At 58.3% G+C, this 22,678-nt stretch carries 23 protein-coding genes and 3 pseudogenes; 7 read left to right on the top strand and 19 right to left on the bottom strand.

The window, feature by feature from the left end:
• Positions 1–9: 9 nt before the first annotated feature.
• From NATGR_RS00200 to NATGR_RS00180, 5 genes and pseudogenes are all read right to left on the bottom strand, one after another.
• Positions 10–1,765, bottom strand: a pseudogene (locus NATGR_RS00200) (b(o/a)3-type cytochrome-c oxidase subunit 1).
• Positions 1,758–2,576, bottom strand: a complete 819-nt coding sequence (locus NATGR_RS00195) for a cytochrome c oxidase subunit II (RefSeq protein WP_005579816.1) — start codon at positions 2,574–2,576, stop codon at positions 1,758–1,760. The pseudogene NATGR_RS00200 and the gene NATGR_RS00195 overlap by 8 nt, the downstream one beginning before the upstream one ends.
• A complete protein-coding gene (locus NATGR_RS00190) occupies positions 2,573–2,755 on the bottom strand; it encodes a halocyanin (protein WP_049887757.1) in 183 nt (60 codons plus the stop codon). The genes NATGR_RS00195 and NATGR_RS00190 overlap by 4 nt, the downstream gene beginning before the upstream one ends.
• Before the next feature lie 160 nt (positions 2,756–2,915).
• Complete coding sequence (locus tag NATGR_RS00185; protein WP_005579814.1) at positions 2,916–3,536, bottom strand: METTL5 family protein; 621 nt, start codon at positions 3,534–3,536, stop codon at positions 2,916–2,918.
• A 10-nt stretch (positions 3,537–3,546) separates the two neighbouring features.
• On the bottom strand, positions 3,547–3,948 hold the full coding sequence (locus NATGR_RS00180; protein WP_005579813.1) for a hypothetical protein: 402 nt from the start codon (positions 3,946–3,948) through the stop codon (positions 3,547–3,549).
• Positions 3,949–4,096: 148 nt separating this feature from the next.
• On the opposite strand from NATGR_RS00180, the gene NATGR_RS19800 reads away from it, so the two are divergent.
• Positions 4,097–4,267, top strand: coding sequence for a hypothetical protein (locus NATGR_RS19800; protein ID WP_005579812.1), 171 nt, complete (start codon positions 4,097–4,099; stop codon positions 4,265–4,267).
• A gap of 316 nt (positions 4,268–4,583) precedes the next feature.
• On the opposite strand, the gene NATGR_RS00175 is transcribed toward NATGR_RS19800, so the two are convergent.
• Positions 4,584–5,636 (bottom strand): cell division protein FtsA, encoded by a 1,053-nt coding sequence (locus tag NATGR_RS00175; RefSeq protein ID WP_005579811.1) that lies wholly within the window; start codon positions 5,634–5,636, stop codon positions 4,584–4,586.
• Between the two features lie 97 nt (positions 5,637–5,733).
• On the bottom strand, positions 5,734–6,639 hold the full coding sequence (locus NATGR_RS00170) for a DUF7139 domain-containing protein (RefSeq protein WP_005579810.1): 906 nt from the start codon (positions 6,637–6,639) through the stop codon (positions 5,734–5,736).
• A 111-nt stretch (positions 6,640–6,750) separates the two neighbouring features.
• On the opposite strand from NATGR_RS00170, the gene dph2 reads away from it, so the two are divergent.
• Positions 6,751–7,800, top strand: coding sequence for a diphthamide biosynthesis enzyme Dph2 (gene dph2 / locus NATGR_RS00165; RefSeq protein ID WP_005579809.1), 1,050 nt, complete (start codon positions 6,751–6,753; stop codon positions 7,798–7,800).
• 42 nt (positions 7,801–7,842) lie between these two features.
• Here dph2 and NATGR_RS00160 read toward each other — a convergent pair whose 3' ends face one another.
• Positions 7,843–8,223 carry a hypothetical protein gene (locus NATGR_RS00160; RefSeq protein ID WP_139222424.1) on the bottom strand — a complete coding sequence of 127 codons (381 nt, stop codon included), beginning with the start codon at positions 8,221–8,223 and terminating at the stop codon, positions 7,843–7,845.
• A gap of 127 nt (positions 8,224–8,350) precedes the next feature.
• On the opposite strand from NATGR_RS00160, the gene NATGR_RS00155 reads away from it, so the two are divergent.
• The 3 genes from NATGR_RS00155 (at position 8,351) to NATGR_RS00145 (ending at position 12,068) form a co-directional block, all read left to right on the top strand.
• Positions 8,351–9,181 (top strand): MBL fold metallo-hydrolase, encoded by an 831-nt coding sequence (locus NATGR_RS00155; RefSeq protein WP_005579806.1) that lies wholly within the window; start codon positions 8,351–8,353, stop codon positions 9,179–9,181.
• 53 nt (positions 9,182–9,234) lie between these two features.
• Positions 9,235–11,055 (top strand): hypothetical protein, encoded by a 1,821-nt coding sequence (locus NATGR_RS00150; protein ID WP_005579804.1) that lies wholly within the window; start codon positions 9,235–9,237, stop codon positions 11,053–11,055.
• Between the two features lie 86 nt (positions 11,056–11,141).
• Positions 11,142–12,068 carry a hypothetical protein gene (locus NATGR_RS00145; protein WP_005579803.1) on the top strand — a complete coding sequence of 309 codons (927 nt, stop codon included), beginning with the start codon at positions 11,142–11,144 and terminating at the stop codon, positions 12,066–12,068.
• 248 nt (positions 12,069–12,316) lie between these two features.
• Here NATGR_RS00145 and NATGR_RS00140 read toward each other — a convergent pair whose 3' ends face one another.
• The gene (locus tag NATGR_RS00140) at positions 12,317–13,201 is read right to left on the bottom strand and encodes an IS1096 element passenger TnpR family protein (RefSeq protein ID WP_005579802.1); all 885 of its coding nucleotides are present in this window, start codon (positions 13,199–13,201) and stop codon (positions 12,317–12,319) included.
• The gene (locus NATGR_RS00135) at positions 13,198–14,169 is read right to left on the bottom strand and encodes a hypothetical protein (protein WP_005579801.1); all 972 of its coding nucleotides are present in this window, start codon (positions 14,167–14,169) and stop codon (positions 13,198–13,200) included. Before NATGR_RS00135 ends, NATGR_RS00140 begins: the two co-directional genes overlap by 4 nt.
• Positions 14,170–14,274: 105 nt before the next feature.
• Between NATGR_RS00135 and NATGR_RS00130 the strand changes: the two genes are divergently transcribed.
• Positions 14,275–14,634, top strand: coding sequence for a hypothetical protein (locus tag NATGR_RS00130; RefSeq protein WP_005579800.1), 360 nt, complete (start codon positions 14,275–14,277; stop codon positions 14,632–14,634).
• A 15-nt stretch (positions 14,635–14,649) separates the two neighbouring features.
• Here NATGR_RS00130 and NATGR_RS00125 read toward each other — a convergent pair whose 3' ends face one another.
• The 4 genes and pseudogenes from NATGR_RS00125 to NATGR_RS20570 form a co-directional block, all read right to left on the bottom strand.
• Positions 14,650–14,817 carry a hypothetical protein gene (locus tag NATGR_RS00125; protein ID WP_216593082.1) on the bottom strand — a complete coding sequence of 56 codons (168 nt, stop codon included), beginning with the start codon at positions 14,815–14,817 and terminating at the stop codon, positions 14,650–14,652.
• Positions 14,818–14,877: 60 nt separating this feature from the next.
• Complete coding sequence (locus NATGR_RS00120; protein WP_015233176.1) at positions 14,878–15,762, bottom strand: IS1595-like element ISNagr10 family transposase; 885 nt, start codon at positions 15,760–15,762, stop codon at positions 14,878–14,880.
• 286 nt (positions 15,763–16,048) lie between these two features.
• On the bottom strand, positions 16,049–16,498 hold the full coding sequence (locus tag NATGR_RS20055) for a hypothetical protein (RefSeq protein ID WP_005579796.1): 450 nt from the start codon (positions 16,496–16,498) through the stop codon (positions 16,049–16,051).
• 127 nt (positions 16,499–16,625) lie between these two features.
• A pseudogene (locus NATGR_RS20570) lies at positions 16,626–16,860 on the bottom strand (twitching motility protein PilT); the annotation flags it as partial.
• Positions 16,861–16,870: 10 nt separating this feature from the next.
• On the opposite strand from NATGR_RS20570, the pseudogene NATGR_RS19120 reads away from it, so the two are divergent.
• Positions 16,871–17,001 (top strand): annotated as a pseudogene (locus NATGR_RS19120) (integrase core domain-containing protein); the annotation flags it as partial.
• 440 nt (positions 17,002–17,441) lie between these two features.
• Here NATGR_RS19120 and NATGR_RS00100 read toward each other — a convergent pair.
• The 5 genes from NATGR_RS00100 to NATGR_RS00085 all read right to left on the bottom strand — a co-directional run bounded on the left by NATGR_RS00100 (position 17,442) and on the right by NATGR_RS00085 (position 21,824).
• Positions 17,442–19,328 (bottom strand): transposase, encoded by a 1,887-nt coding sequence (locus tag NATGR_RS00100; RefSeq protein ID WP_015233175.1) that lies wholly within the window; start codon positions 19,326–19,328, stop codon positions 17,442–17,444.
• A gap of 169 nt (positions 19,329–19,497) precedes the next feature.
• Entirely contained in the window at positions 19,498–19,695 is a 198-nt protein-coding gene (locus tag NATGR_RS19115; protein WP_139222415.1) for a hypothetical protein, read from the bottom strand.
• Between the two features lie 146 nt (positions 19,696–19,841).
• A complete protein-coding gene (locus NATGR_RS00095) occupies positions 19,842–20,066 on the bottom strand; it encodes a hypothetical protein (protein WP_005579793.1) in 225 nt (74 codons plus the stop codon).
• A 323-nt stretch (positions 20,067–20,389) separates the two neighbouring features.
• Positions 20,390–21,442: a tyrosine-type recombinase/integrase gene (locus tag NATGR_RS00090; RefSeq protein WP_005579792.1), complete on the bottom strand. Its 1,053-nt coding sequence runs from the start codon at positions 21,440–21,442 to the stop codon at positions 20,390–20,392.
• Positions 21,432–21,824: a DUF5805 domain-containing protein gene (locus NATGR_RS00085; RefSeq protein WP_005579791.1), complete on the bottom strand. Its 393-nt coding sequence runs from the start codon at positions 21,822–21,824 to the stop codon at positions 21,432–21,434. The genes NATGR_RS00090 and NATGR_RS00085 overlap by 11 nt, the downstream gene beginning before the upstream one ends.
• Positions 21,825–22,678: the final 854 nt, after the last annotated feature.

Below are 22,678 nucleotides of genomic sequence, written 5' to 3'. Positions count from 1 at the left end.
GAATTAGACCTAGGGGCTGTACGGGCCGGCGAGCACGTCGTAAGTTGTCTGTACGAACACCGCTGGATCGATCCAGACGGGGAACGGCCGGATGTCGGGACCGAACAGCCCACCTCTCGAGACGATGTTCGCGAGCGGGAACGCGTACGCAAAGGCGACGAGCACGAGGGCGATTGCGACCCACAGTTTCAGGTTGTCGAGCACTGCTGGAGAGTCTTCAGGGCCCGAAAGGGCGGGCGGAATCGACTTGTCGTCGACTGGTTCACTGTCAGCGTTGAAGACGGTGAGGACGACGATTGCGAGAAAGAGCATGGCGGAGAGAAACAGGAGGACGCCGCCGAGTACCAGTTGGGCACGGATCTCGCCGATCGAGCCGACCGCAATGTCGTACTGGAACCCCTCGTACTCCGGTTCGGCCGTCCGTCGCGGGATGCCGATCAGGCCGCCGCGATACATCGAGTTCGTCATGAAGACGATGCCGACGAACCAGAGGACGACCTGGAGTAGCGCGACCTGCCTGCCGACGAGTCGGTTACCCGTGAGCTGTGGGACGAGCCAGTAGGAGCCGGCCATAAACGTCAGGGCGACGGCAGTTCCGACCTGCGTGTGGATGTGACCGGGCACCCACAGGGAGTTGTGGACGAGGTAGTTGATGTTCATCCCGGCGTTGACGATTCCGGTGAAGCCACCGAAAGCGAAGACGAGACCGGCAAGCGCCATCCCTGTAAAGGCCGGATCGCGCCACGGTAACGCCCCCAGCCAGTTGAAGTAGCCCTCGCCGCCCCGTTGACGGGCACCGTGTTCCATACTGGCGACGACGGTAAAGGCAGTCAGCAAGCTCGGTAACAGCAGAAACATGGTGTTCGTCATCGCGATGAATTTGAACCCCTCGGAGATCCCGGGGTCGAGATACTGGTGGTGGATGCCGACCGGCGTCGACAGCAGGACAAAGAGAATAAACACGACGCGAGCGAGCGGGTCGCTGAAGAGTCGGCCACCCGCGAGTTTCGGTAGGAGAATGTACCACAGCAGATACGCCGGCAGGAGCCAGAAGTAGACGACCGGATGACCGAAGTACCAGAACAGCGTCCGGGTCAGCGTCGGGTTCAGCGACTCGACGATACCAAGCGACCACGGCAGGATGAACGCGAGGATAGCGATGGCGACGCCGATCGAGGAGATGTACCACATGATCATCGTCGTCAGTACCATGAACGTCGGCAACGGGATTCGCTTTCCCGGATTGTCACCCTTCCAGGCCCACCAGGTCCGGAACCAGTCGACGCCAGCGAGCCAGGTACCGACGACGAACAGGACCAGTCCGACGTAGAAGAGCGGATGAGCCTGCAGCGGCGCGTAGAACGTAAAGAGGACGTCGGCGCTCACGTCGATCGCGTCGGTGAACCCGGCGAGGATCGCAAACGCCGCGAGCAGGGTGCCGATCGACATCAGACTGTACCACGCCCAAGTAACGCGCATGTCGACCGGCGGGCGCGTGAGGCTATCCGTGACCGCCCACTGGTAGAGGCCAACGAGAAAGAAGATCGTGAACGTGATTACCAGGAAGACGCCGTGTCCAGTCAGGAGAGTGTAGTAGGTCGGCGACTCGACTACTCGAATCGACTACTCGAAGGATCTCCGTCCGGTGGAGCGCCTGCAGGAGTCCGAAGAACGCGCCGACGCCGAGTGCGAGAAACGACGTCCAGAACGCCATCCGAACGTGGCGAGCTTGCGAAGGGTACTCGTCAGCGAACGTCTCAGCCATCGCCGTCACCTCCAGCGTCGTGCTCGCCGTCGGTATCGGTCCCATCTTCCTCACCGACAGTTACCGTTCCGCTCTCGCTCTCGTCTGTGACTTCGACTGCCCAGTCGTGATCGTCCCCCTCGAGGTCGTCGGCGTCGACGGTGACCGTCACGTTCTCACTCTCCTCGCCGTCGATCGAGATCGTCTCCTCGAACGATTCCTCACCGATTTCTATCGTCACCGTCTCCTCGATCGAGTCGAACTGTCTGTTCTCGACCGTCGCGGTGAGTTCGATCTCCTCGTCCAAAGCGACTGCTTCGTCTGCCTCGACCTCGAGTTCGGTCAGGTCGAACTCCCCGTCCTCGAGGACGAACAGTTGGGCTTCCATGTCGTGGTGGCCGGAGCCACAGTACTCGTTGCAGATGACTCCGTACTCACCGGGGTCGTCGAACTCGACGGTCAGTGTGGATACCTCGCCGGGGATGACCATCGTGTTGGTGTTGGTGCCGACGACGGTGAAGCTGTGAATGACGTCTTGACTCGTCACGTAGAACGTGACCTCGCTCTCGGCGGGGATCTCGATCGGATCGGGCTGGAAGATGAAGGTCATCGCGACGACGTACACTTCGTACTGGTTCTCACCGACCTGTTCGACTCGCGGCTCCTCGAAGCGTTCGTCCTCGCCGATGTCACCCGGTGCGAGCGCGTCTGCCTCGTCGTCTACCATGGAGATCCCGAGTCCGACCGATCCGTACGTGATCGTCAGGATGAAGCCGACGATCAACACCATCGCGCCGACGAGCCACAGTCGCTCGTACTGGTGGATCTTCATAAGAGAACCCCCGGTGTCGGTGGATTACCGAGGAACTCGACGAAGTACGTAAACGTCCAGAGAAGCACGAGGATGGCAAAATAAAGCGCGATCAACGCGAGCGTCCCCAGCGGATCGAACTCGTCGTGTTCGATTCTCCTGACCTGTGGTGACTCTTCCTCGCCGGTAGCGCTAGACATGATACGGAGCTCCACCACTACGGAGCCCATAAATCTCACAGTCGCCGTCCGACTGGGGAGACACCACTCCAGACGTATTCCGCGGCGACATTCGAGTAGCGATCTGACGAGACCTGACCCAGTCGCGTCGAAGCCGGATCAGCGGCCACAGCAAAAAAGACTACCGCCACTCGATCCGAAACACTTCCGCCTCGAGCGTTGCCTGCTTTTCTGTGTGAAAGTCGAACCGCTTTTCGATCGGGAACGGCGCACGGAAGGCGTGGGTGACCTCACCGCTCTCGTCGGCGGCGTAGGACTCGACGAATTCCTTGCTTCCCTCGTTGTGGATCGTGTACGAGACCGCCGCGATCGACCGTGCCGTCTCGAGGAAGGCCCGGTCGGCGTGTCGGTTCCCCCGCTGTGCACCGAAAGGCGGGTTGGCGACGACAGTGACGTTCGACTCGTCCGAAGCGACCGGTGGGCGGGTGGCGTCGCCAACCGTCCACTCGATGTCGCTGCCGACTCGAGCGGCGTTATCACGGGCTCTCGCGAGCGCGTCGGGATCGACATCGATTCCGAGCACTCGATCTGCACCCGCAAGCGAGGCCGCGATTGCGAGCATGCCTGTCCCCGTCCCGAGGTCGACCACGGGCCGCTCGAGATCACCCTGGAGGCCAGCCAGATGACAGACGTGAGCCGCGACTTCGGGCGGCGTGAGGTACTGTTCGAGGTCGGGAGATGGATCGGGAAAATCAGCCAGCGACTCGAGTTCGCGAGCGAGCGTCCGCCGAGACGGTGCCATCGAGGCCAGGTTAGTGCTCGAGCGTGATAGGACCCTCGAGTTCTAGTACGACACCGTCTCGCTGCGCTCGTTCGGCACAGGCCGCGAGTGCGGGGCGAACCTTCTCGGGGTTTTCGACGCCCGAAATCGAGACGACGACGGAGCCGACACCGAGGAACGCGCCCGCACGGACGTGACTCCGGATGCGGTCGACTTCCTCCTGGGTCGCCAGCGAGCAGTCCTCCTCGAAACACGTCTCGAGGGTCAGCGAAGCAGGGGAGAGGTCTGCCTCCGCCAGTTCGCGTTTGAGGTCGCGGAGGTAGCCAGGTGCGGTCGACTCCAGGGCGGTCGCGTCGATACGCACGGGGGTAACGTCCGTCTGGCTACGACACTCGATCGGCGACGGCCGGTCGGGAGCGGAAGTGGTACTCATCACCACTATATACATAGACAGCATACAAAAGCCTTTCTGGATTCGTAATAGTTATATTTTGGTCGGGCAAGCCTGTGCATGCCGGCCGAACGTTCAGTATCGAGACAATTTCATATAGAGTTAAGGACGGCCCGTGGCACGACTACGTATGGACGAGTGCCCCCGATGCCAGGGCTCGCTCGAGAAACTCACCCTCGGTGAGGCCTCGACTATTACCTGTCCACACTGCGAGTACGCGGACATTCCCGTCGAACACGAGCCCGAGGATGAAGATCACGAATCCTGGCGGGATGCGTTCAACCGATTCTACGAAGAGTGACGTCGGGCAATGGCCACCCTGCTCGCTTGCGTTGACGCGTTCGCTTCGTCGAGGGGAGCCAAAGCGGTTGTCCCGTCAACGACGTACAGCGGTCCGTACAGAGTCCAGGGCGTATCGACTGATACCGTTTGCTGGCAGTCAGTTCCATCGGGACAGCGTTCCGTATGACGCCTCCGCCATGAGGACCGGTGCTCACGCCGGGGCAACAATCAGTGATGCTCACAGCGTGTGACGGCACACCCACGACCGATCGGGGATGTGACTGTCCATCGTTACAGCAGACCGTACGAAACGCTGCGATGGAAAGACGAGGCCGTTACTCGTTTGCAGCGGCGGCTTCTGTGTCTTCTTCTTCCGTCGCTTCGTCGCTGGCTGCCTCTTGCGGATCGACGTCCTCGTCGGACCGTGCAGCGACGAGACCGCCACGTGCCACGCTGTAGAGCGGTTCGTTGGCGTGGCTCACGCTGCTGATCGAGAACGGAATGTCCGCCTCCTCCAGGTGGTCACGGAACAGTTCCTCGAACCCGTCAGGACTCGAGGTCCCACCGGTGACGACGACAGGGACGTCGAGTCCTTCCTCGACATCTTCGTCGTCGACTTCCGAGACGATGTTGTCGATGACGTAGTCGAGCAGGTTCTCGTAGTAGATCGACAGCGCACCCTCGACGCCGCCGACGTCGGTCGTGAAGTCGAGTTCGAAGTCGTCTTCCTTGATCGAGGTTACCTTATCGACGGGCGTGCCCGTCGCTCGAGCGGCCTGTTCGTCGATCCAGTCGCCACCGCGAGCGACGGAGAACTTCATGACTGGGACGGCGTAGTAGGACAGGCAGACGTTGGTCATGCCGGCACCGAAGGAGATGCCCAGCCCGGTGAAGTTGTTGTCCGCGAGCTCGCTGTAGATGACCGACATCCCCTCGTTGATGGGCTCTGCGTCGTAACCCATGTCGTTGAGGAACGATTCGATCGTCTTCTGGTGGTACAGCGTCGAGAGATCGGAGTCGATCGGATCGGCCGGCGTCGAGAAGTAGAGCTTCTCGTCGGGATAGGTGGGTTCGCCGACGACCTGTTCGATGATGAGTTTCATCATCGGAATCGCGCTCTGCTCGTCGTTCGAGAGGATTCCGTGTTTCATCGGCCGACGAGTCTCCTTGTTGAAGATGTTCGCGAAGTTCAGGGCGTCGTCCCCGACGACGTAGACTTTGTCGTCTTTGCGAATGTGGAGAACTTCGCTTCGCGAGAGCATCTGCTCGGCCATATCCGAGTACTCGATTTCTACGAAGGAGTTACGCTGTTGCACAAAAACCGTGTCGTTGCCATCCTGCTGTGCAGACAGGATGTTCATCGTTCCGACGTCTAGGCCTTTGGCCATAGTTGAGCAAGGAGGCCGATGGATTATAAATCTATGTCTATTAATTTCAATCTCGCATTAAAAGTAAATATAGTCTGTGCTGGAAAGTAAGGTATTGTTACCCGCTACCGAGGATCGCCCGCAAACGGTCGACGATCGAAGTAAGCCTGGCTTTCACATCAGTCTCTCCAGTCGCAGCCTCGTCTTCTGCCCGCTTTTGCTCGCGGAGTTCGCGCAGTTTCTCGGTCTGCTCGTCGACAGTCGCACTCGAGGTGGTCGTCTTCGACTCACCGCTTTTCAGCCCCTTGAGACTGGCGACCTGGGAGTCGATTCCGGTGGATCGCGTGGTAGTCGTTCCGGCGTCCGTGTCGACCTCGACGTCGTCGAACTCGTGATCCGAGAACGTCAGACGGGTGTTGTCGTTCTTCTCGACGCCGCCCCAGGAGAGTTCGACATCTGCCATCGCATCGTCGATGTCCTGCTGGATCTCTTCGTCAGTGTACGTTGCAGACTCCGTCTCCTCGACCTCCTGTTCGAGGCGGTCGACGGTCTGGGCCATATCGAGATAATGTGCGATCAGTGCCGCGCCGGTCGAGGCGGCGACGCCGGCGAGTCCGACGGCGTAGGTTGCGACGATTTCGACGGTGTAGTTCTCGCCGTACAGCCAGTTCTCTGGGTAGGCGACGTAGAAACCGACCACGGCACCGACGGTGATCGCGACACCAGCGATCGACGTATAGAGCATCCGCCGTTCCGATGGCAACAACACGACGACACCGAGAAGCGCCACCGGTACCGATACCATCGCGATCATGTAGGCCGGCTCGACCCAGGCGAAGTACTCCGCCGAGCGAGCCTCGAACGTCGTACTCCAGAGGAAAAGCAGCAGGGCAACGACGGCGAAGCCAACGCCACCCAGGAACAGTCCGAAGCCGACGTAGACGTCGGTCCGATCCTCCGGCTCGCCAATGTACCGACGGTAGAGGTCGAAGAGATACCCGTCTGTGGACTCCGCAGCTGACATTATACCCCTGTTTAGACTCAAGTACTATGACTGTTGGGTCGCCAGTACCAAGATCGAAAACGAGAGCCACAAAGCGCCGCCGTTATACGTCCGTGGCTTTTAACGCGGTCAATGAGTCAGGAGTCGGAGTACACCGAAGGGGACCTTCGGAACACCGGAATGCGTCTCAAACACGATCGCGAGTGGGACTACGAACTCGAGCAGATCGTCGACGCGATCGAGGAGCGAGACGCCGAGACGGTCGGGTTGCAGTTCCCGGAGGGGTTGAAACGCCGCGGACCGAAGGTGGCAGACGACCTTCGAGAACTCGCAGGCGACGGTGTGACCTTCATGCTGTCCGGCCAACCCTGCTATGGCGCCTGTGATCTCGACACCTACCTGATGAAACGCACCGACGTCTTCGTCCACTTCGGACACTCACCGATGAAAAACACGGACAAGGTGATCTACGTCCCGCTGTTCTCGAACGTCGAGGTACTCCCGATCATGGAAGAAGCGCTCGACACTCTCGAGGACCCCGAGGAGACCGAAGGCGTCGGCCTCGTCACCACGGCCCAGCACATGAACTGTTACGAGGAGATGTCCGAGTTCCTCGAGGAACGGGGGTACGAGGTTCACAGCCGTCGCGGCGACGAGCGCCTGACCCACGAGGGACAGGTCCTGGGTTGTAACTACGCGAGCGCGGACGTGCCCGCAGAGCAAGTGCTGTACGTCGGTGGCGGCAAGTTCCACCCGCTTGGGCTGGCGATGGAACACCCCGACAAGCACGTCGTCATCGCCGACCCCGTCAACAACGTCGTCACCGTCGCCGACACGGAGAAGTTCATGAAACAGCGATACGCCTCGGTCCACAAGGCGATGGATGCCGAGAAGTGGGGCGTCATCTTCTGTACCAAGATCGGTCAGGGCCGCTGGGAGCAAGCCCAAGAGATCCTCGCCGACAACGACGACGCCTACCTCATCACGATGGACGAGGTCACGCCAGATCGCCTCCGGAACTTCGACATGGACGCGTTCGTCAACACCGGCTGTCCGCGGATTACCACCGACGACGGGCCGCAGTTCCACAAACCGATGCTCACCCCTGGCGAGTACGAGATTGCAGTGGGGAACGAACCGCTCGAGGAACTCTCTTTCGATACGTTCCACGGCACCTGGTAAATTGCCTTGGAACGACGCAATTCGAGCAGTTCTGGACTTTTTTTAGTCCGCAGAGTTCCGTTCCAAGATCACCGGTCGAACAGACGCCTCGAGCGACAAACTCGACGCGGCGTTTCGCACACTCGCGGAGCCGCGACGACTGGCTGCCGTCTCCGTGCTCGGCGACGCGGACCGATCGCTGACGGCGGCCGAACTCGCCCGTGCCGTCGCCGCCCGCGAGGGGACGACGACCGAACGGACGTGACCCAGGAGTCGATCGATCGCGTCCACGCGTCGCTCGTCCACGGTCACCTGGCGGCGCTGGTCGACGGAGGACTGCTCGAGCACGACGCCGATTCGAATCAGGTGTCGGCGAGCGAGGGTGACGTCGCCTGCCGATCCTGGATCGACGACTCGGGCGACAAACCGGGCACGCACACGCATAGCGTGGCCGTCTGGACCGCCGACGGCCACGAAAGGTCTTTTCGGTCCGGTAGTTGCCGTAGGCGCGGTCGGGCGACTCTCACCGGAGACGACAACACTTACCCAGACGGTCCACGCACTCTCGAGTATGCAAAGCGATTGGGGAGACTGGCTCGTACGCGACGTCGAGGAAGCGACGCCGGACGGTGTGGCCGTCTGGTATCTCGGCTGCAACGGCTTCGTCCTCAAAGGAGCCGAAGGGACGACCGTCTTCGTCGACCCCTATCTTGGGCTCGGCGATCCGCCACGAACGGTTCGGATGATACCGGTACCGTTCGACCCCGACGATGTCGCCGAAGCCGACGCCGTCCTCGCGTCCCACGAGCACACGGACCACGTCCACGGGCCGAGCCAGGCACCGATCCTCGAGAACACGGGTGCGACGTTCTACGCGCCCGACGACAGCCTGGCCGTCGCCAGGGAAGACGAGAACTGGACCGAAGGGTGGGACGTCTCCGAAGATCAGTTTTCGGCTATCAAAGAAGGTGAGACGTTCGAAGTTGGTGAGTTCACGATCCACGTCGAGGACGCCCACGACCCGGACGCGACCCACCCGGTGAGCTACGTGATCGAACACGAGGCAGGTACCTTCTTCCACGGTGGCGATACGAAGCCCGGTGACGCGTTCGACCGGATCGGTGCGGAGTACGACATCGACCTCGGCGTGCTCGCGTTCGGCACCGTCGGCCAGATTCCAGACAAGAAAACCCGCGAACCCAAGCGCACCCGCTGGTACAACGACGAGAACCAGATCGTCGAGGCTGCTTCTGCCCTCCAGCTCGACCGGCTGCTGCCCAGCCACTGGGACATGTGGAAAGGGCTGACCGCCGACCCAACCGTCCTCCACCACCACGCTGCGAGTTTCGACTCTCCCGAACGACTCGAGGTCGTCGAGATTGGAGACCGGACCGACGTATAATTCGTCACAGTTCCCCGCACCATTTATAATAATGGTGCGGTAACGTTAGTCCCATGAGTAGCATCGCCGACGCGGACGACGTCATCGAAGTCAGTGCCGACGGGCTAAACGTTACAAAGACGTTTACTGCGGAAGAGTTTCCCGTCCCTGCGATCCGCTTCGAGATCGAGTCCGGGCGCGACAGTAAGGTCGAATTTCGCCTCTCAGAAGAGATCCCGGACTCGTTCCCGATGGACAAAATCGGGTTTCATCCCGAATACTACAGCGACGACTGGACGGCATTTCAGGACAACCACGTCGAGTTCACTCACACGCTCGAGGCTGGCGAGCGGCTCGTGACGGTCTACGGTATTCGGATCGACGACGAAAGTGCTGCCGGCCAGTTCATGACGGAGCCGACGCTCGTCGAGGTGAGCCCGAACGAACAACGAAAGACGAGCGACGAGGTCGACGACGAGGTCATCGACAGCATCGTCTCGGGCAACAGCGACCGTGCCGTAAAGGAGATGATCTCCGGCGGCTCGGCGTCCGTCCCGGGGCTGAAAGATAGCGAGACCGGTGAAGCCGTCGCCGAAACGTCGGACGAACACTCCCAGGAAGACGCCTCCCCCGAGACCACCGAGCCAGCAGTCGACGAAGAGCCAGCCACGACAGCGTCCGATCTCGACTCCGATCCAGAAGCAGGCAGTCTCGACCTCGACCTCGAAGACGTCGACGCCGAGCCAGTCGATTCGAGCGACGACGGAGACGACGAAAGCGCGCCGGACATCGATCTCGGACTCGAGGAAGAAGCCGAATCCGGAGACGGAGACGGAGACGAAGACGAGGCCGAAGCCGAACCCGAATCTGGAGACGAAAGCAAGGGCGTCGAGTTGCCTGCCGAACCGGAGCCTGACCGCCAGCGCGAGGACGGAGAGAGCGAAGGAGTAACGGCCACAGCCGAAGAGACCACGACGGAACCCGTGGAGTCCGAGCCACGACAGCAGGAAACCGGGGAGCCAGTGACAGTCGACACTACGACCGAGTCCCCTTCCGATTCCGCTCCCACTCCCGAGCCGACGGCCGACACGTCTCCTGCGACCGACGAGCCCGCGCCCGAGTCGTCTCCTGGCGCCGCTGGCGCTGAACCATCTGCGACCGACGAGCTTGCGACCGCTCCAACCACTGCCATCGACCTCGAGGACGAGTCTATCGCAGAGCGACTCGCCGAAGAGATTCGAAACGACGACGTCGACCCGGACGACCTCGAGACGCTCCGGGACGAACTCGAGACCGAACACGAAGACGACGAGCCGACACCGGCCGACCTGGCGAAGCTCGACCACCTCCAGTCCCGCGTCGAGGAAGTCGCAGCCTACACCAGCGCGCTCGAGGAGTTCATCAGCGAGAACGGAACTGGGGAGCACATCATCGACGAGTTCCGGACCGAACTGACCGAGTTCGAAGAGGAACTCGAGTCGATGGGCGAGCAGGTCGAACGAACCGACGACCGCCTCGAGGAGACAGAAGGCGAGGTCGAGACGCTTACCGACTGGACGACCGAACTCGAGGACGACGTCGATGTGATCGACGACCGCACCAACGATGTCGAAACCGATCTCGAGTCCGTGACCGACGAGGTCGACGACTTGGCTGAGCGAACTGACGGGGTAGAAGACGACATCGAGGCTGTCGAGCGCGACATCGAGGACGTCGAAGACGAACTCGCGGACGTCACCGACACGGTCGACGATGTTACCGATGTCACCGACGAGCTCGAAGCACTCGAGGACGATGTCGAGGAGATCGAATCCGAACTCGAAGACGTCCGCGAGAGCGTAACGGATCTCCGAGAGTGGCGCGATCAGCTCGGATCGATGTTCTCGGGGAACTGATCTGACTCTTTTCCAGTAATATAGGCGAATTTGCCTGGGAGCACAACTCGTTTATCCGTCCACAGTCGAGAACTGGTCGAACATCGATGGGCGAGAGGATCCCGATCGCAGTTCCTCGAAAAGGACGACCGCTCGAGTCGGTCCTGGACCGGATCGCACGCCGACTCGACGCGTCGAAGCTCGCAGACGACGTAACGTCGACGCTTCGCAACGAAAAGGAACGAACGAAAAACGAACTCGAGAAGTCGCCGGCGGACGTTTACCGCCGCCTCGCCGAGTACAGTGATGTCGACGATCCGACCGAACCCGAGTACACGCTCGTCCGAGACACTCGTTCCGGCCATCCTCGCCGGATTGTCTTCGACAGTGTCACGATCCCGCTCGATGGCGTCGACGGCGTCGCGGACGACACCGAGGTGCAACTGATCGGCCGCGAGGAGCCGTTTCGGGCGCTTCGGACGCACGAAGTCGCGCTCGCGTTTGACAGCGCAGACCTCATCCTGGAGGAGGTCGTCGAACTCCGTCCCGAACCGATCGACAGGATTGCGGACATGAACGCCCGGATCGATCCCGCGGATACAGACGTTCAGGTCGTAACTGGGCTCGGGGATACGGTCTATCACACGTTGCTTGCCACGCCAGCGGTTGCGCCGGCGTCAGCGTCGCTCGACCGCGCGTTTCTCGACGCGTACGAGGGCTCGCTGTGTATCGAACCGCGGTACGAGCGACTGGTCCGTGCCGTTCTCGGAACACAGACGGTAGACGGCGTCGAGTTTTGCTATCCCGATGACGGCCGGGAAGAAGAGGCTGCAATCGCAGAAACCGGGGTCGGCGTGTACCTCACCGTCACCGGCTCGACCGCCCGCGAACACGGTCTCGAGCTGGGCGAACAACTGTTTCCCAGCGAGACGGTTCTACTCGAGAGTCCGCCAGAAGTCACGACGTCGGTCGCCAGGGTCCGCTCGCTGTTGGACGGAGCGGATCTCGAGACGGAACTGGCTGTGAGCAGATAACCGTCGGAGCCGATCAGGTCATGCGGTCGGTTCCCGAGCCTGGAATTCACTACATTGAGACTACGGCGGGTTTAGCGAACTCCGGTCATACACCGGTGTCGAGTCGTACACCGGCCACCCGACGTGCGGTTTCCGGGCGATCCGACGAAAGACACTCCGGCGAGACCCACTGGTTGATGCCACTACGAGACGCTGGACAGTTCACAGCCAAGAACTCGTTCTCTTCGACGGACAATCAAGAGGGCAGACTACAGGTGGCCGTATCCCTTGCGTTCGAGTTCCGCCTCTAGTTCGACGTGCATCGCTTCGACAGTCTCCTCGTCGAAGTGCCGCCCCGTCATCGCACCCGAGATGTCCGCAATTTCAGCGTGCCACTCGCGCACTGCGTCCGCAAGGGCCGCGAGGAGTTCTTCCTCCGTCTTGTCTACTCCCTCAACTTCCTCGACGACCTGCCACCCCGGCTGGAAGTTTTCGAGGACGTATCCCCTATTTTCGAACTGAAGCGCGAACCGCTCGCAGACCGCCCCGAACCCCGTTTCGAGACTGAGCAGTGGAATGACGTGGGCGATACCATCTCGCGTCTCCAGCTGACGAAGATCCACAACGGGGACAGCAGCTTCAGGGAGCACTGAATAGAGCGGATCAGGGAGCCGCGAATCGTTTTCAGCGGTTCCTGGCGCGTCGTACTGGTCGCCGATGGACTCGCCTTTTTCTTTTACGATTTCCGGTGGTTTGTCGCTCGACTCATCGCTGAGAATTTCTTTCAAGATTGCGTAAAACCGCCATTCGTCGCCGTAGTCATAGAGGTAGCAGATGCGATCGTACTGTTCGAGACCGAGCTGTCGGGTCATCTCGCCGATCGTCACCTCACCGGCGTTCTCGATCCGCTCGGTACGCAATATCGGATCGCCACCAAGCGACTCCTCGTACTCTTGCGGGCACTGATATTTGACGGCGCTGTTCCAGTAGTCTTCATCCTCCCCGACGAACCAGAGGTGGCCCTGATCGAGTCCAACTGCAGGGTTGATGGCCGACTGGAACTCGGCGATCGTACTGTCTGCGCCGCCGACGACGTCCCGCCACAGTGACGTCGGATCGGGATCGAACTTGACGCGAAAGCGATAGGCAGTCATCCTTCCATCTCCGCTCCCGTGCGGAAACTAGTGAGGTCGTCGATACGCTGTTCGAGCTCTTCGATCTCCGCTCGAAGCTGGTTCGCCTCGTCGTCCTCGCTGGCAGCAAGGCGGTCTTTCAATCCCTGCAATCGAGACTCTTTGACGTCTTCATCGACCTCTGCTTTGCGAACGTATTCACTTTCTTCGAGTTCATACACATCGGATTCGGAGAGCGTGGTGACTTCAAGCGCTTCATCGACTTTCGAACGGTCGACGCTCAGCACACGTTCGCGGTCGATGCCAGCGTTCTCGAGGCATTCCAGCACTTCCGCGTCGTCTTTGAGCGAACGGTTACGGCGACTCGTCCGTTGGACGGAGCCATACTGCCCAGAAACCGGACGGTCGTGATGGAGTCGGGCGAGGAGGACATCTGCGATCTCTTTTCGGAAGTCGTTAGCATCTCGCTGGACATCCGAAAGCAGGGTGTAGAGATTCACTAACGCGTCCGTCTCCAGTTCAGCGAGAGTAGTCACATCGTGACGCTCGAGTGCATCGATGAGGAGAAGTGCGTCCGAGTAGACAGCAAGTCCGTCGGGTTCTGTTCGGTCCTCGTCTGTTGGTCCCTGCTCTACACCCATCACCTGCGTTGCCGTCGCAACCTCTGATTGTGTGATGACACCAGCGTCTTCATCGACCTCGAACTGTGGATGGACACTCCACACCGCCGGGTATGGGTCGGCATCCGGTGGGAAACGGTCAAGGTTAAACCCGCCAGAAGCGTCCTCAATTCGTCGATAGAGCGTTCCGAACTGGTCGCGCTGGAGCGGCCGCGTCTCGTCGTTGTCTTCGAACTGAATGATGACGCGGGCGTCCTGCACGTCAGTAATCCGAAATCGCTGATGGGAAAGTGGCGTAATGAGTGTCGCACTCTCGGGGAGGTCGTCGAGTTCCTCGAGAAGCGTGTGCCAGTTGGCGGTGAAAGACATATACAGTGTTATGTGCTATTCCGACTAAATCTTGTTCACGATACGGCCACCGGTGGGTCGGCTCTTAACAGACACTCTGATATGTGGCTCGTCGAAACCACTGATATGGCCGAAACGTACGCACTTCGTGTTCAGATCGGGTCACACGAGTACGACGGCGAGTTCTATCTCGTCGGCGACGGATACGAAACCCCAGCAGACGTGTTGGACAACGTCGCTGCCGACCACCTCTTGCGAATCGCGAATGCGCCACATATCGAAGAGTACCTGCTCGATGTGCTGAAGCACGGAGAGAATACAAGTAAAGTCGAGTATGAGGCGACAGACAGTGACATCGAATGTTGGGTTCACATCGACGTCTCCTACCGAAGATACGCCTTCGGTGTCGGAGACAGAGTGTTCGAGTTTTCCAGCGAACCGAGCAAAAGCGAAATCGCGTCGACTGTCACGCAACTCCAGTCGTAAACTGTGGACTCTCGTTCACGGATCGAAGTAGTAGATGTAGGGGTGGTCAGCCTTTCCAGCGGGCATAATCTCTTCGAGTAGCTTGCGAACCTCGGATTCGGAGGGGGCACTGGTGATGATTCGATCGTCGTAGATTGCTACATAGGCTTCATCAAGGCCCAACTCGCGTAGTTCACGTCCCAAGCTTCGGGCACGGGGTTTCCCCATCTCTTGATCGCTCTTGTGAAGGACATTGTTGGTGAGTCAGAGAACAGTTCGAACGATGTCTTTCAGGGCTTTTCGACCGGGTTTGCGTAGGATTTTCCGACGAAATTCGAAGAGTCTGAGATACGTGGTGAGTTTGTCCTTCGAGATACCTCGATGCGGCGAGAGCCACCGTCGCGCCAGCGACGCGTGGCTCTCGCACGTATTCACGTGTACATCTCCATCAACGTACTCTCCCTCGCCGTGAATAACCGCTTCTCGCTGGTACGTTTCGTCCGTCTCTAACGGGTCGTAGGCACGAAAGCCGTCGGTATAGACTGTCAGCGACTCCTCCTCGTGGGAATCGAGGAGGAGTCGCACAGCCGATTCGTCGGCGGATTTCGACGGGATGACGTATCGCTGATCGCTACCGCGATCAACGAGGACAAACACAGGTGGCTTGTCTTCGTCGTAGTTTCCTCTGCCACGTTTCGAGAGACCACGCGAGCGCGACTCCTGGTCGCGCTCGCGGCCTTTCTTTCCGGCAGAAACGTAGAACTCATCGATCTCGACGGGGCCAACGAGATCGAGCTGAGGCGCGTCGAGCGTTCTGGCGAAACGCTCGACGCGCCGGTGAAGCGATCGGTAGGAGACGTCAATTTCAGCGTCTAACTGGCGGATACTCGTGTTGAATCGGAGCAACGAGTAGAACGCGAACAACAGCTTGTCAAGGCCGATCTTCGCGTGCGCGAAGATCGTGCCGGTCTTGTCGTTGAACGTGCGTCCACAATTTTTACAGCGATACCGCTGATACTCTCGATAGCTGCCGTACTTGATCACCGATTCAGACTGGCAGCGCGGGCACTGGAGGCCCTCGCGCCAGCGAACCTGCTCCAGCAGGTTCGCGGCGCTCGCCTCTGAGCGAAACACTTCAACTGGGAACATAGTCGGGTGATGCTGACGCATCACCCTTGCCCGCTACGCTTTCACAGCGCCAGCTCTGTTCGACCAACAATCTGCTTCCGAAGAGCGCTCTTGATTGTAAATCCGCTCCAGTTCGTCGGATCTCTCCCGCAACTGCCCGATCTCTGACGCGTATCGTTCCCGGTTGCGCTTGTTTTTCATATAGAAGCGCAACTCCTCGGCGTCCGTCTTTTGATCTTCTTCGGGTGCTGGAAGGGAGTCGATAATGCCGAAGCGATGTTTGGCCTCCTCGTATTCGTCGTCGATGTCAGTACTGAGCGAACCTCCGAAGATGATGTTCTTGACACCGATCCATCCATCCATCGTAGACGATTTCGCCTTCGAACGGCAACAGGACGACACTCGAAACCGGGACTGGAAGTGCCGACTCGTCCCACAGTTCAGCGAACGGAAGCCGAGCCGGGCGGACTGCGTAGACTTGCGGCGGTTCTGTCCAATCGAGGAAGATGGCGTCGTCCTCGCGATAGCGGGCGACGACGAACTCCCCGACGACGAAGTCAGTCCACGCTGCGATTTGTTCGAGATCAGCCTCCGCCAGGTCGGGAGGATTCTCTTCGACGAAGTCTTCTATCAGGTCCGTTGTCGACTCGTTGTACAGCGTATTTCGAAGCGGGCGGAGCTCGTCAGTGTAGTGCTGTTCAAGATCGGCGACCGTTTCGATCTCTTCGATGACCTCGAAGCGGTCGTTGACATACACCAACAGATGCGTACAGGTCTAGAAACCGTTGTCACTCTCTTCGGATAGTCGTCTGTCGGCTTCACTCATTGTAATAGACGTGTTTACGATCACACTAATCAGGTGTTTCGAATATCAAGCAAGCCCGTCATCGATACTCGGAAATCGTCCGGTCGGGACGTAGTAACCGATCTCATCGATCCACGTCGACAGCCACCCGTCAGCAGTGGCTTCATCGGTTTTCCCAGCAGCGATTGCAGCCAACAGAACGCCAACCGACCCGACAACGGTCACGGCCTGGTCTTTCGCAAACGATCGGGCATCTCCGTCGTCTGTCAGCAGCCGACTGTCGTGTGCGTGGCGAGGGCGAACGCCTGGGCTTCCGGGATCGATTTCCATAACTCGTGGGTGAGCAGTCGGCAGAGTGCCCGCAAATGGATCGAGCAGTTTGTGTAGTACTACGACCATCAGAGACCGCATCAATCGCTCGATGGACAACACCACCTGACGAGGTGCTAAACTAGTGGCGGGCCAAGCCTGAACTGATGAGTCGAATCTGGCGGTGTGGCCCGATTCGACCCGTCAGTCGACGGTTGGGGCGGTACTAGTACTCCGCCAAGCGTCGACTGCTGCGTGAACCCAGACGACCGCATTCGGTTTCACTCATCCGTTCAGGCTTGCCAAAGCACTAGACCGTGCCGTCTAATAGCCGATTCGGTTGCTCTATCGCTGGAACGAAGCCGTGCTTGTCAAAGAGGTATCTCCATTAGCTGAACCTGTAGAAGGCAGGCATATAGCCAAATAATCGGTTGGGTGACTGTTTTACTCACGTCAATATATCTGTACGAAACAGATGGTAGAGAAGAATAGAATGGCCACTACAAGAACAGGCGAGAATCCGTCAAAACAGGGGATGCAGAACAGCGCCGCCGCTCAGGAGTCAGCGGACACGGAACGATTCTGATTAGTCGGGCGGGTCAAGACCGTAGTATTTCTTCGCTACGGTGAGAAACTGATTGGCGTCTACACACGGCTCGTATGTCGAATTTTCACCCTCAATAGCGAGTTTTACAAGCAAATCCACAAGCCGCCAGACGTTGTACAGCACGCACGCAAACACGAAATTGAAGAACCGATACGTGTGGCGTTTACTCGTCGTGCGGACACGAAACGTCTTGATTTGCTTGTAGCCATTCTCGATGCCCCAGCGGTGGCGATAGCGACGAACCATCCGCTCAACCATGTGGATACGCTCAGTCTCGCTGTCGTCATCATCCAGCGTCACGCTCGGGTGGTTCGTTTCAAACAGCGCGTACTCCTGTGCATCCTCTTTACTCCCTACTGTCGGTTCATCTGCCTCATCTTCTCGAATCTCTTTCGTGAGAGAACTGAAACCCTGCTGAGCATCATCTTCATTTAGATTAATACCGAGGTCGCTGAGGTCGTCACGCATCTTCTCACGGATGTCTGTCCTCTCCTCCGTTTCATGACCTCCATCTTCGTTCTCCATATCGAAGTCGTTGCTCGCGCTTGACGGGAGGTACATCCGCTTGCGATTCGGACCATCTGAAACTGTTTCCTCTTCAATGTGAACTGTCTTCTCAGAGCGGCAGAGCCGTGTACACGTCGCTCTTTCTGACTGGTACTTTCGTGCGCCGTTAAGATAGTAGACACCGTGCTTGTCGCACGCGTCTTTCACGCCCGCACTATCGAACTCTCTGTCCATCATCACAAGTTCGATGTCGTCTACGAGGTCAAGCGCATTTTCCAGCAAACTATCCACGATGTCGGCTCGCTCCATCCCGCGTTTGACTGGAACCGCGTCCAGAACGAGTGGAATGTCGTACCCAATAATCTGGATAGTTGCCCACTGGTAGTACACTTCACCGTCTTTGTAGCCGAGAATCCAATCCTCAGAGATATTGTTGTCCTCGTCCCGTTCGACTTTGCCTGTCCACGGATTTCCCTTTGTGATGTCGATTGCAGCCCAGAGTTTGCCGACGAGTTCGGAGTTGTGGCGGGCGCGGGAGATTAGCATCCGAGTGGTTTCATGGAGCATCGAGCGCGTTTCCTCGACAGTGAGTTTCCCTATCTGATAGCGGTGGTTCGACGCGCTCGGCGTGCGGTCGCGCTGGGAGTCGATGTAGAAAGAGTGCTGACCACTCTGGGCGTACATATTCTCGCGCATACCCATGTACGCATGTTGTTCCCAGAACGCGTTCTCATGAATCACGCTGTTTTCGGCCCGTTTCAGGTAGAACGTATCCGTGACGAACGGTTTGGCCTGTTGCCAGACTTCCTTGGTCTTCTCCGCGACGAGACGTTGTTTACTCCGCTTTGAGGTTATATCGCGTTCCTTGGGTCGAAACACGGGGTCAGGAGCAGGAATACCTTGTTCGCGGGCAAAGGCGAGGGCTTCCTCCGTGGCTGTTCGCACGTATTCACGTTGTACGTCAGTGAATTCTTGGTTCCACATTTCCCAGAGCCGTGACTGGCTCGGCGCTCCACTCGTGTCACGGTTATTTTCGACGGGGAAGCCAAAGTCGCGGCAAACGGTAGGAAAAGACTTGAGGAAGTGGTGGAGAAGTGTCTCTTGACAGTCCCACGCAAGCCGAAGCATGTGTGCTTTCACCCACGCATGAAAAGACGTGGTGTTCCGATGCCAGTCAGCGCGGGCATCATCGTAGGTTTCGTTTCGAAAGAAGGAATTTCGTAGAACTTCGACAAAATCAGGTTTCTCGGCGTAGTGGGTAAGGAAGTGGATGCTTCCATTGTGGGTCTCGTCGTTGACGGTAAATGTGAAGAACCTATCGTGGTCGAACGGGGATTGGGCAGGTTGAATTGCCGACACAACTTGCTAAAACGAAATACATAATGTTAAAATTATGCTTTTTGTCTGAATATAGGTGTGAAATGATGGTGCTATAGAAGTTCTCATATCGTCTTTACGAGTACTCGATGAAAGATAAGTACGGGAGAAGAAGTGAACGTTCTAAATCAGTCAGTATATAATGAAATATTTAGGAATTAGCACTTCCCGATTCGAGAGTGTCTGTATATCCTTCAAGGAAGAAGTTCCCTATCCAAAGCAATGCGATAACAACCCCGACAAGTATCACGAGTGCCTGCGCGAGACCCTCTAGGGTTGCTGCTGCGGAGAGCGTCACTCCGAGGACTATCAAAATCCCCACCGTATCACGAAGTCTCCAATCTTCCACACCTATCACTATTGTCTATAGTCCTATAAGTCTTTTGTAGAATCGATAAATTCGCACCTGTAGTGAGCAAATCGACACGTTTCGTTTCACCATGTCTCAGGAGGCACGCATCGCTCAGTACAGGTGTTAAGCTAAACGAGAAATAGCTACAGTCGATTTCCGTAGACTGAATCGAAGCGAGTGTACACCGCTGCAAATGTGATAAAGACAGCAATTGCTCCGATACCGACACCAATCCATTCTCCGTATGGAACCCCGTATTCTAGCAGACCAATTGCAAGCCGTTCTCCGACAAATGCCATCATCATGATGACGCCTAAGCCGAGGAGAAAGCTCACAACGAAGTTTCGTTCGATGATGTTCTGTGCCATACAATATATTTCTCGTAAAGGGTAATAGGTTTTCTGTCCTTCTGATGCTCAGTACGCACACGTAGTTATCGAATCGTCCGTTTCGATTCAGGCATAAGACTGTATAAATAAATCGAAGTACTATCTACTTCTGGTAAGGATTCAGCGTTGAGTCCGCAGACGCGCTGAGAAATCCAACCGATTATCCGTGACGTGCCTGACTTCAGAACCTGGCATTGATATAGCGGTATGTGATTTACCAGGTGGCGATCGATCACGAGTAGGTCGTGCGAGTAGGAGAGATTGCCTCACGACAGTCGAAACGGGGATTCCAGCCGATCGCACTACTCTGTGACCGAGTAGATACACTCGAGGTAGGTATCACGAACCCGATCACCCCAGTTGTGGGTGTAGGTGTCGATCACGTCGCTTGCGACGTCTCCGCGGAGATACTGGACGATACCTCGATCTCCCGTTCGATCTCGAAGATGGGTCGTGAAGAAGTGCCGAAAGTAGTGGGGCGTGACGTTCTCGGTCGTGCCGCCGCCGGTCCGGTACCAGCCCCGTTCTCGAGCGTGGTTCTTGACGATGTAGCGGACGTCCGACGGCTCGAGGCGCTGTCCCCACGATTCGCCAGTGTCGAGAAACAGGGGTCGGGCCGGAGAGACCGCGTCCGGCCGGAGCGCGAGCCACTCGACCAGCGCCCATCGGAGTTCGTCGTCGACGGGAATCACAGTGTCGCGCTTTCGCTTGTTCGAGGCGGTCCGTACCTCGCCGTTGACGCTTTGCCCTCGGGTCGGGTCGGCAGAGACGAAGATCGAACCCGGCCGACGGTCCAAGTGGACACGTGGCTCCCACTCAAGGTCGATTTCAGGCGTCTCGAGGTGCAGATCCTGCAGATCGAGATTACAGAGTTCGCCGACGCGAATCCCCGTCTTCAATAGCGTGACGACGATCGCTCGCTCCAGGGGGTGTGTGATCGAGTCGACGAACGCTTGCATCTCGGAGACGGAGACATCCCGTCGGGTCGGATCGGTGTCGATTGATTCTGACATCTCTTCCATCACCAGTGCCATCGGGTTCTCTTCGAAGACGCCGACCCGGTTCATGTAGTCGTAAAAGCGGTTGAGATAGGAGGCGTAGGTGGCGATCGTGCTCTGTTCGAACTCTCCGCGCAGGGAGTGAACCCAGGCCATACACTCTCGGCGGTCGGCGTCACGAAGGCGTTCGACCTCGTCGAAGCGATTCCGGACGAACGCCTTGAATTCGTGGAGCACCCGGTCGTACGCCTCGAGGGTGCGTTCGCTCTTGCCGTGGTAGCGCTGATCGTCGAGGAAGTACTCGATTGGATCTGACACGTCTTTGGGGGCTTCGGTAGCGCGTGGATCAGTTGCCATCGGTATCACCGACTGTGGTGTAGCCGCCGTGACGACCACTGTACCTGATCTCGTTTCGTGACTGCAGTTCCTCTAGCGTCTCGTCCAGTCGTGACTCGATGTCGTCGCTGACTGCCTCGAGCAACTCGTCCCAGTCGTACGTGTCAGTCCCGAGTAATTTCAGGATGCGTGTTTCGAGGGCGTTACCCCTGGGGTCTGGGTCGGGAGAGTCGGGTTCCTCGCGACCAGATTCGAACCCTGCGCGCCCTGCCTGAACCATCGTCCGGACGAACTCGCTCTGACTCATGTCGAGGTCGTCGGCGTGGGACTGCCACTCCGCTTTCTGGTAGGCAGGGACGTAGGTCTTGACGGTCTTCCTGGAGGTGTCTGTAGAGTCGTTCATACGTGACCGATTAAACGCCGTGACCTTCAATCTTCCCGTTATTCGGGCTAAGTAAGCTTATACCAACTACCAGAACTCTATTTTGGCCAAGTGTGGTGCTTCAATTCGAGATTGAAAATGGAAAAGACCCGCATTTAGAGATATAGTTCTTTGAATTGTGGTACCACTATTTGGCATTAGTTTCTTGGCCCGAGTCCGTTCGACGACTTCGAGACTGGGGTGGGCGAGAGCCAAACGATTCCAGGTTGTGATACGATCGGTCGATTGGACACGAGGACGAGGAGTGGTGTCGGCATCCGTGACAGTCTCGAACGAACGAGGCCGAAGCAGGTGGATGTGAAAGGCCTGAAAGACCATCGGAGTGTGGAATGGTCGCGAGGAGAGTTCGGCCGAGACGTTCGGTCTCCGACTGGTACTGGCCCTCCGATGGGATTCACGACGAAGACCAAATGTTACTTCCGCACACTCGGGTCGAGGCACCCGACTCGCTCAGCAATGTAAACGGTCCGAAGCGAAGTGTGAGACGCTGGCCTGCCAATAGAGCGCGAGACACGCCACCTGGTGCGGCTTCGCCCGGTGAGATCGAGACAGCACCACCGAGCCCGAGATCGACATCGATGTAGTGGGTTCTGGTTCACTCGAGCAGTGATCTCGACCTCGATCGAAGAGCTCTTTCTGTGCCAACCACGAGCCGCCAGAATCGTGCTCCGACGGTCGGCTGGCCCAAATCTGTCGGGCCTTTGGGGGGAACCGTCCTCATCGAGTCGAGAGCGGATGACACGACCGTCGAGCGGCCGAGAAGCCTGGTGTCGTAACCCCTGGCTGGGCGGAGGACCGACGGCACAAACCGGCGC

It is taken from the genome of Natronobacterium gregoryi SP2, from assembly GCF_000230715.2.
GTDB lineage: Archaea > Halobacteriota > Halobacteria > Halobacteriales > Natrialbaceae > Natronobacterium > Natronobacterium gregoryi.
Note: the sequence above shows the minus strand (reverse complement) of the source record. Positions and strands in the feature narration are given on the sequence as shown.

Bases quoted from the DNA above. Each gene is read 5' to 3' on its own strand.
- NATGR_RS00195 (WP_005579816.1), bottom strand. From the start codon at position 2,576: ATGAAGATCCACCAGTACGAGCGACTGTGGCTCGTCGGCGCGATGGTG.
- NATGR_RS00140 (WP_005579802.1), bottom strand. From the start codon at position 13,201: ATGACTGCCTATCGCTTTCGCGTCAAGTTCGATCCCGATCCGACGTCA.
- NATGR_RS00150 (WP_005579804.1), top strand. From the start codon at position 9,235: ATGAGTAGCATCGCCGACGCGGACGACGTCATCGAAGTCAGTGCCGAC.
- NATGR_RS00095 (WP_005579793.1), bottom strand. From the start codon at position 20,066: ATGGCACAGAACATCATCGAACGAAACTTCGTTGTGAGCTTTCTCCTC.
- NATGR_RS00085 (WP_005579791.1), bottom strand. From the start codon at position 21,824: ATGAACGACTCTACAGACACCTCCAGGAAGACCGTCAAGACCTACGTC.
- NATGR_RS00185 (WP_005579814.1), bottom strand. From the start codon at position 3,536: ATGGCACCGTCTCGGCGGACGCTCGCTCGCGAACTCGAGTCGCTGGCT.
- NATGR_RS00170 (WP_005579810.1), bottom strand. From the start codon at position 6,639: ATGTCAGCTGCGGAGTCCACAGACGGGTATCTCTTCGACCTCTACCGT.
- NATGR_RS00145 (WP_005579803.1), top strand. From the start codon at position 11,142: ATGGGCGAGAGGATCCCGATCGCAGTTCCTCGAAAAGGACGACCGCTC.
- NATGR_RS00180 (WP_005579813.1), bottom strand. From the start codon at position 3,948: ATGAGTACCACTTCCGCTCCCGACCGGCCGTCGCCGATCGAGTGTCGT.
- NATGR_RS00090 (WP_005579792.1), bottom strand. From the start codon at position 21,442: ATGGCAACTGATCCACGCGCTACCGAAGCCCCCAAAGACGTGTCAGAT.
- NATGR_RS00120 (WP_015233176.1), bottom strand. From the start codon at position 15,762: ATGTTCCCAGTTGAAGTGTTTCGCTCAGAGGCGAGCGCCGCGAACCTG.
- NATGR_RS19800 (WP_005579812.1), top strand. From the start codon at position 4,097: ATGGACGAGTGCCCCCGATGCCAGGGCTCGCTCGAGAAACTCACCCTC.
- NATGR_RS00190 (WP_049887757.1), bottom strand. From the start codon at position 2,755: ATGTCTAGCGCTACCGGCGAGGAAGAGTCACCACAGGTCAGGAGAATC.
- dph2 (WP_005579809.1), top strand. From the start codon at position 6,751: ATGAGTCAGGAGTCGGAGTACACCGAAGGGGACCTTCGGAACACCGGA.
- NATGR_RS00160 (WP_139222424.1), bottom strand. From the start codon at position 8,223: ATGCGTGTGCGTGCCCGGTTTGTCGCCCGAGTCGTCGATCCAGGATCG.
- NATGR_RS00130 (WP_005579800.1), top strand. From the start codon at position 14,275: ATGGCCGAAACGTACGCACTTCGTGTTCAGATCGGGTCACACGAGTAC.
- NATGR_RS00135 (WP_005579801.1), bottom strand. From the start codon at position 14,169: ATGTCTTTCACCGCCAACTGGCACACGCTTCTCGAGGAACTCGACGAC.
- NATGR_RS00155 (WP_005579806.1), top strand. From the start codon at position 8,351: ATGCAAAGCGATTGGGGAGACTGGCTCGTACGCGACGTCGAGGAAGCG.
- NATGR_RS00175 (WP_005579811.1), bottom strand. From the start codon at position 5,636: ATGGCCAAAGGCCTAGACGTCGGAACGATGAACATCCTGTCTGCACAG.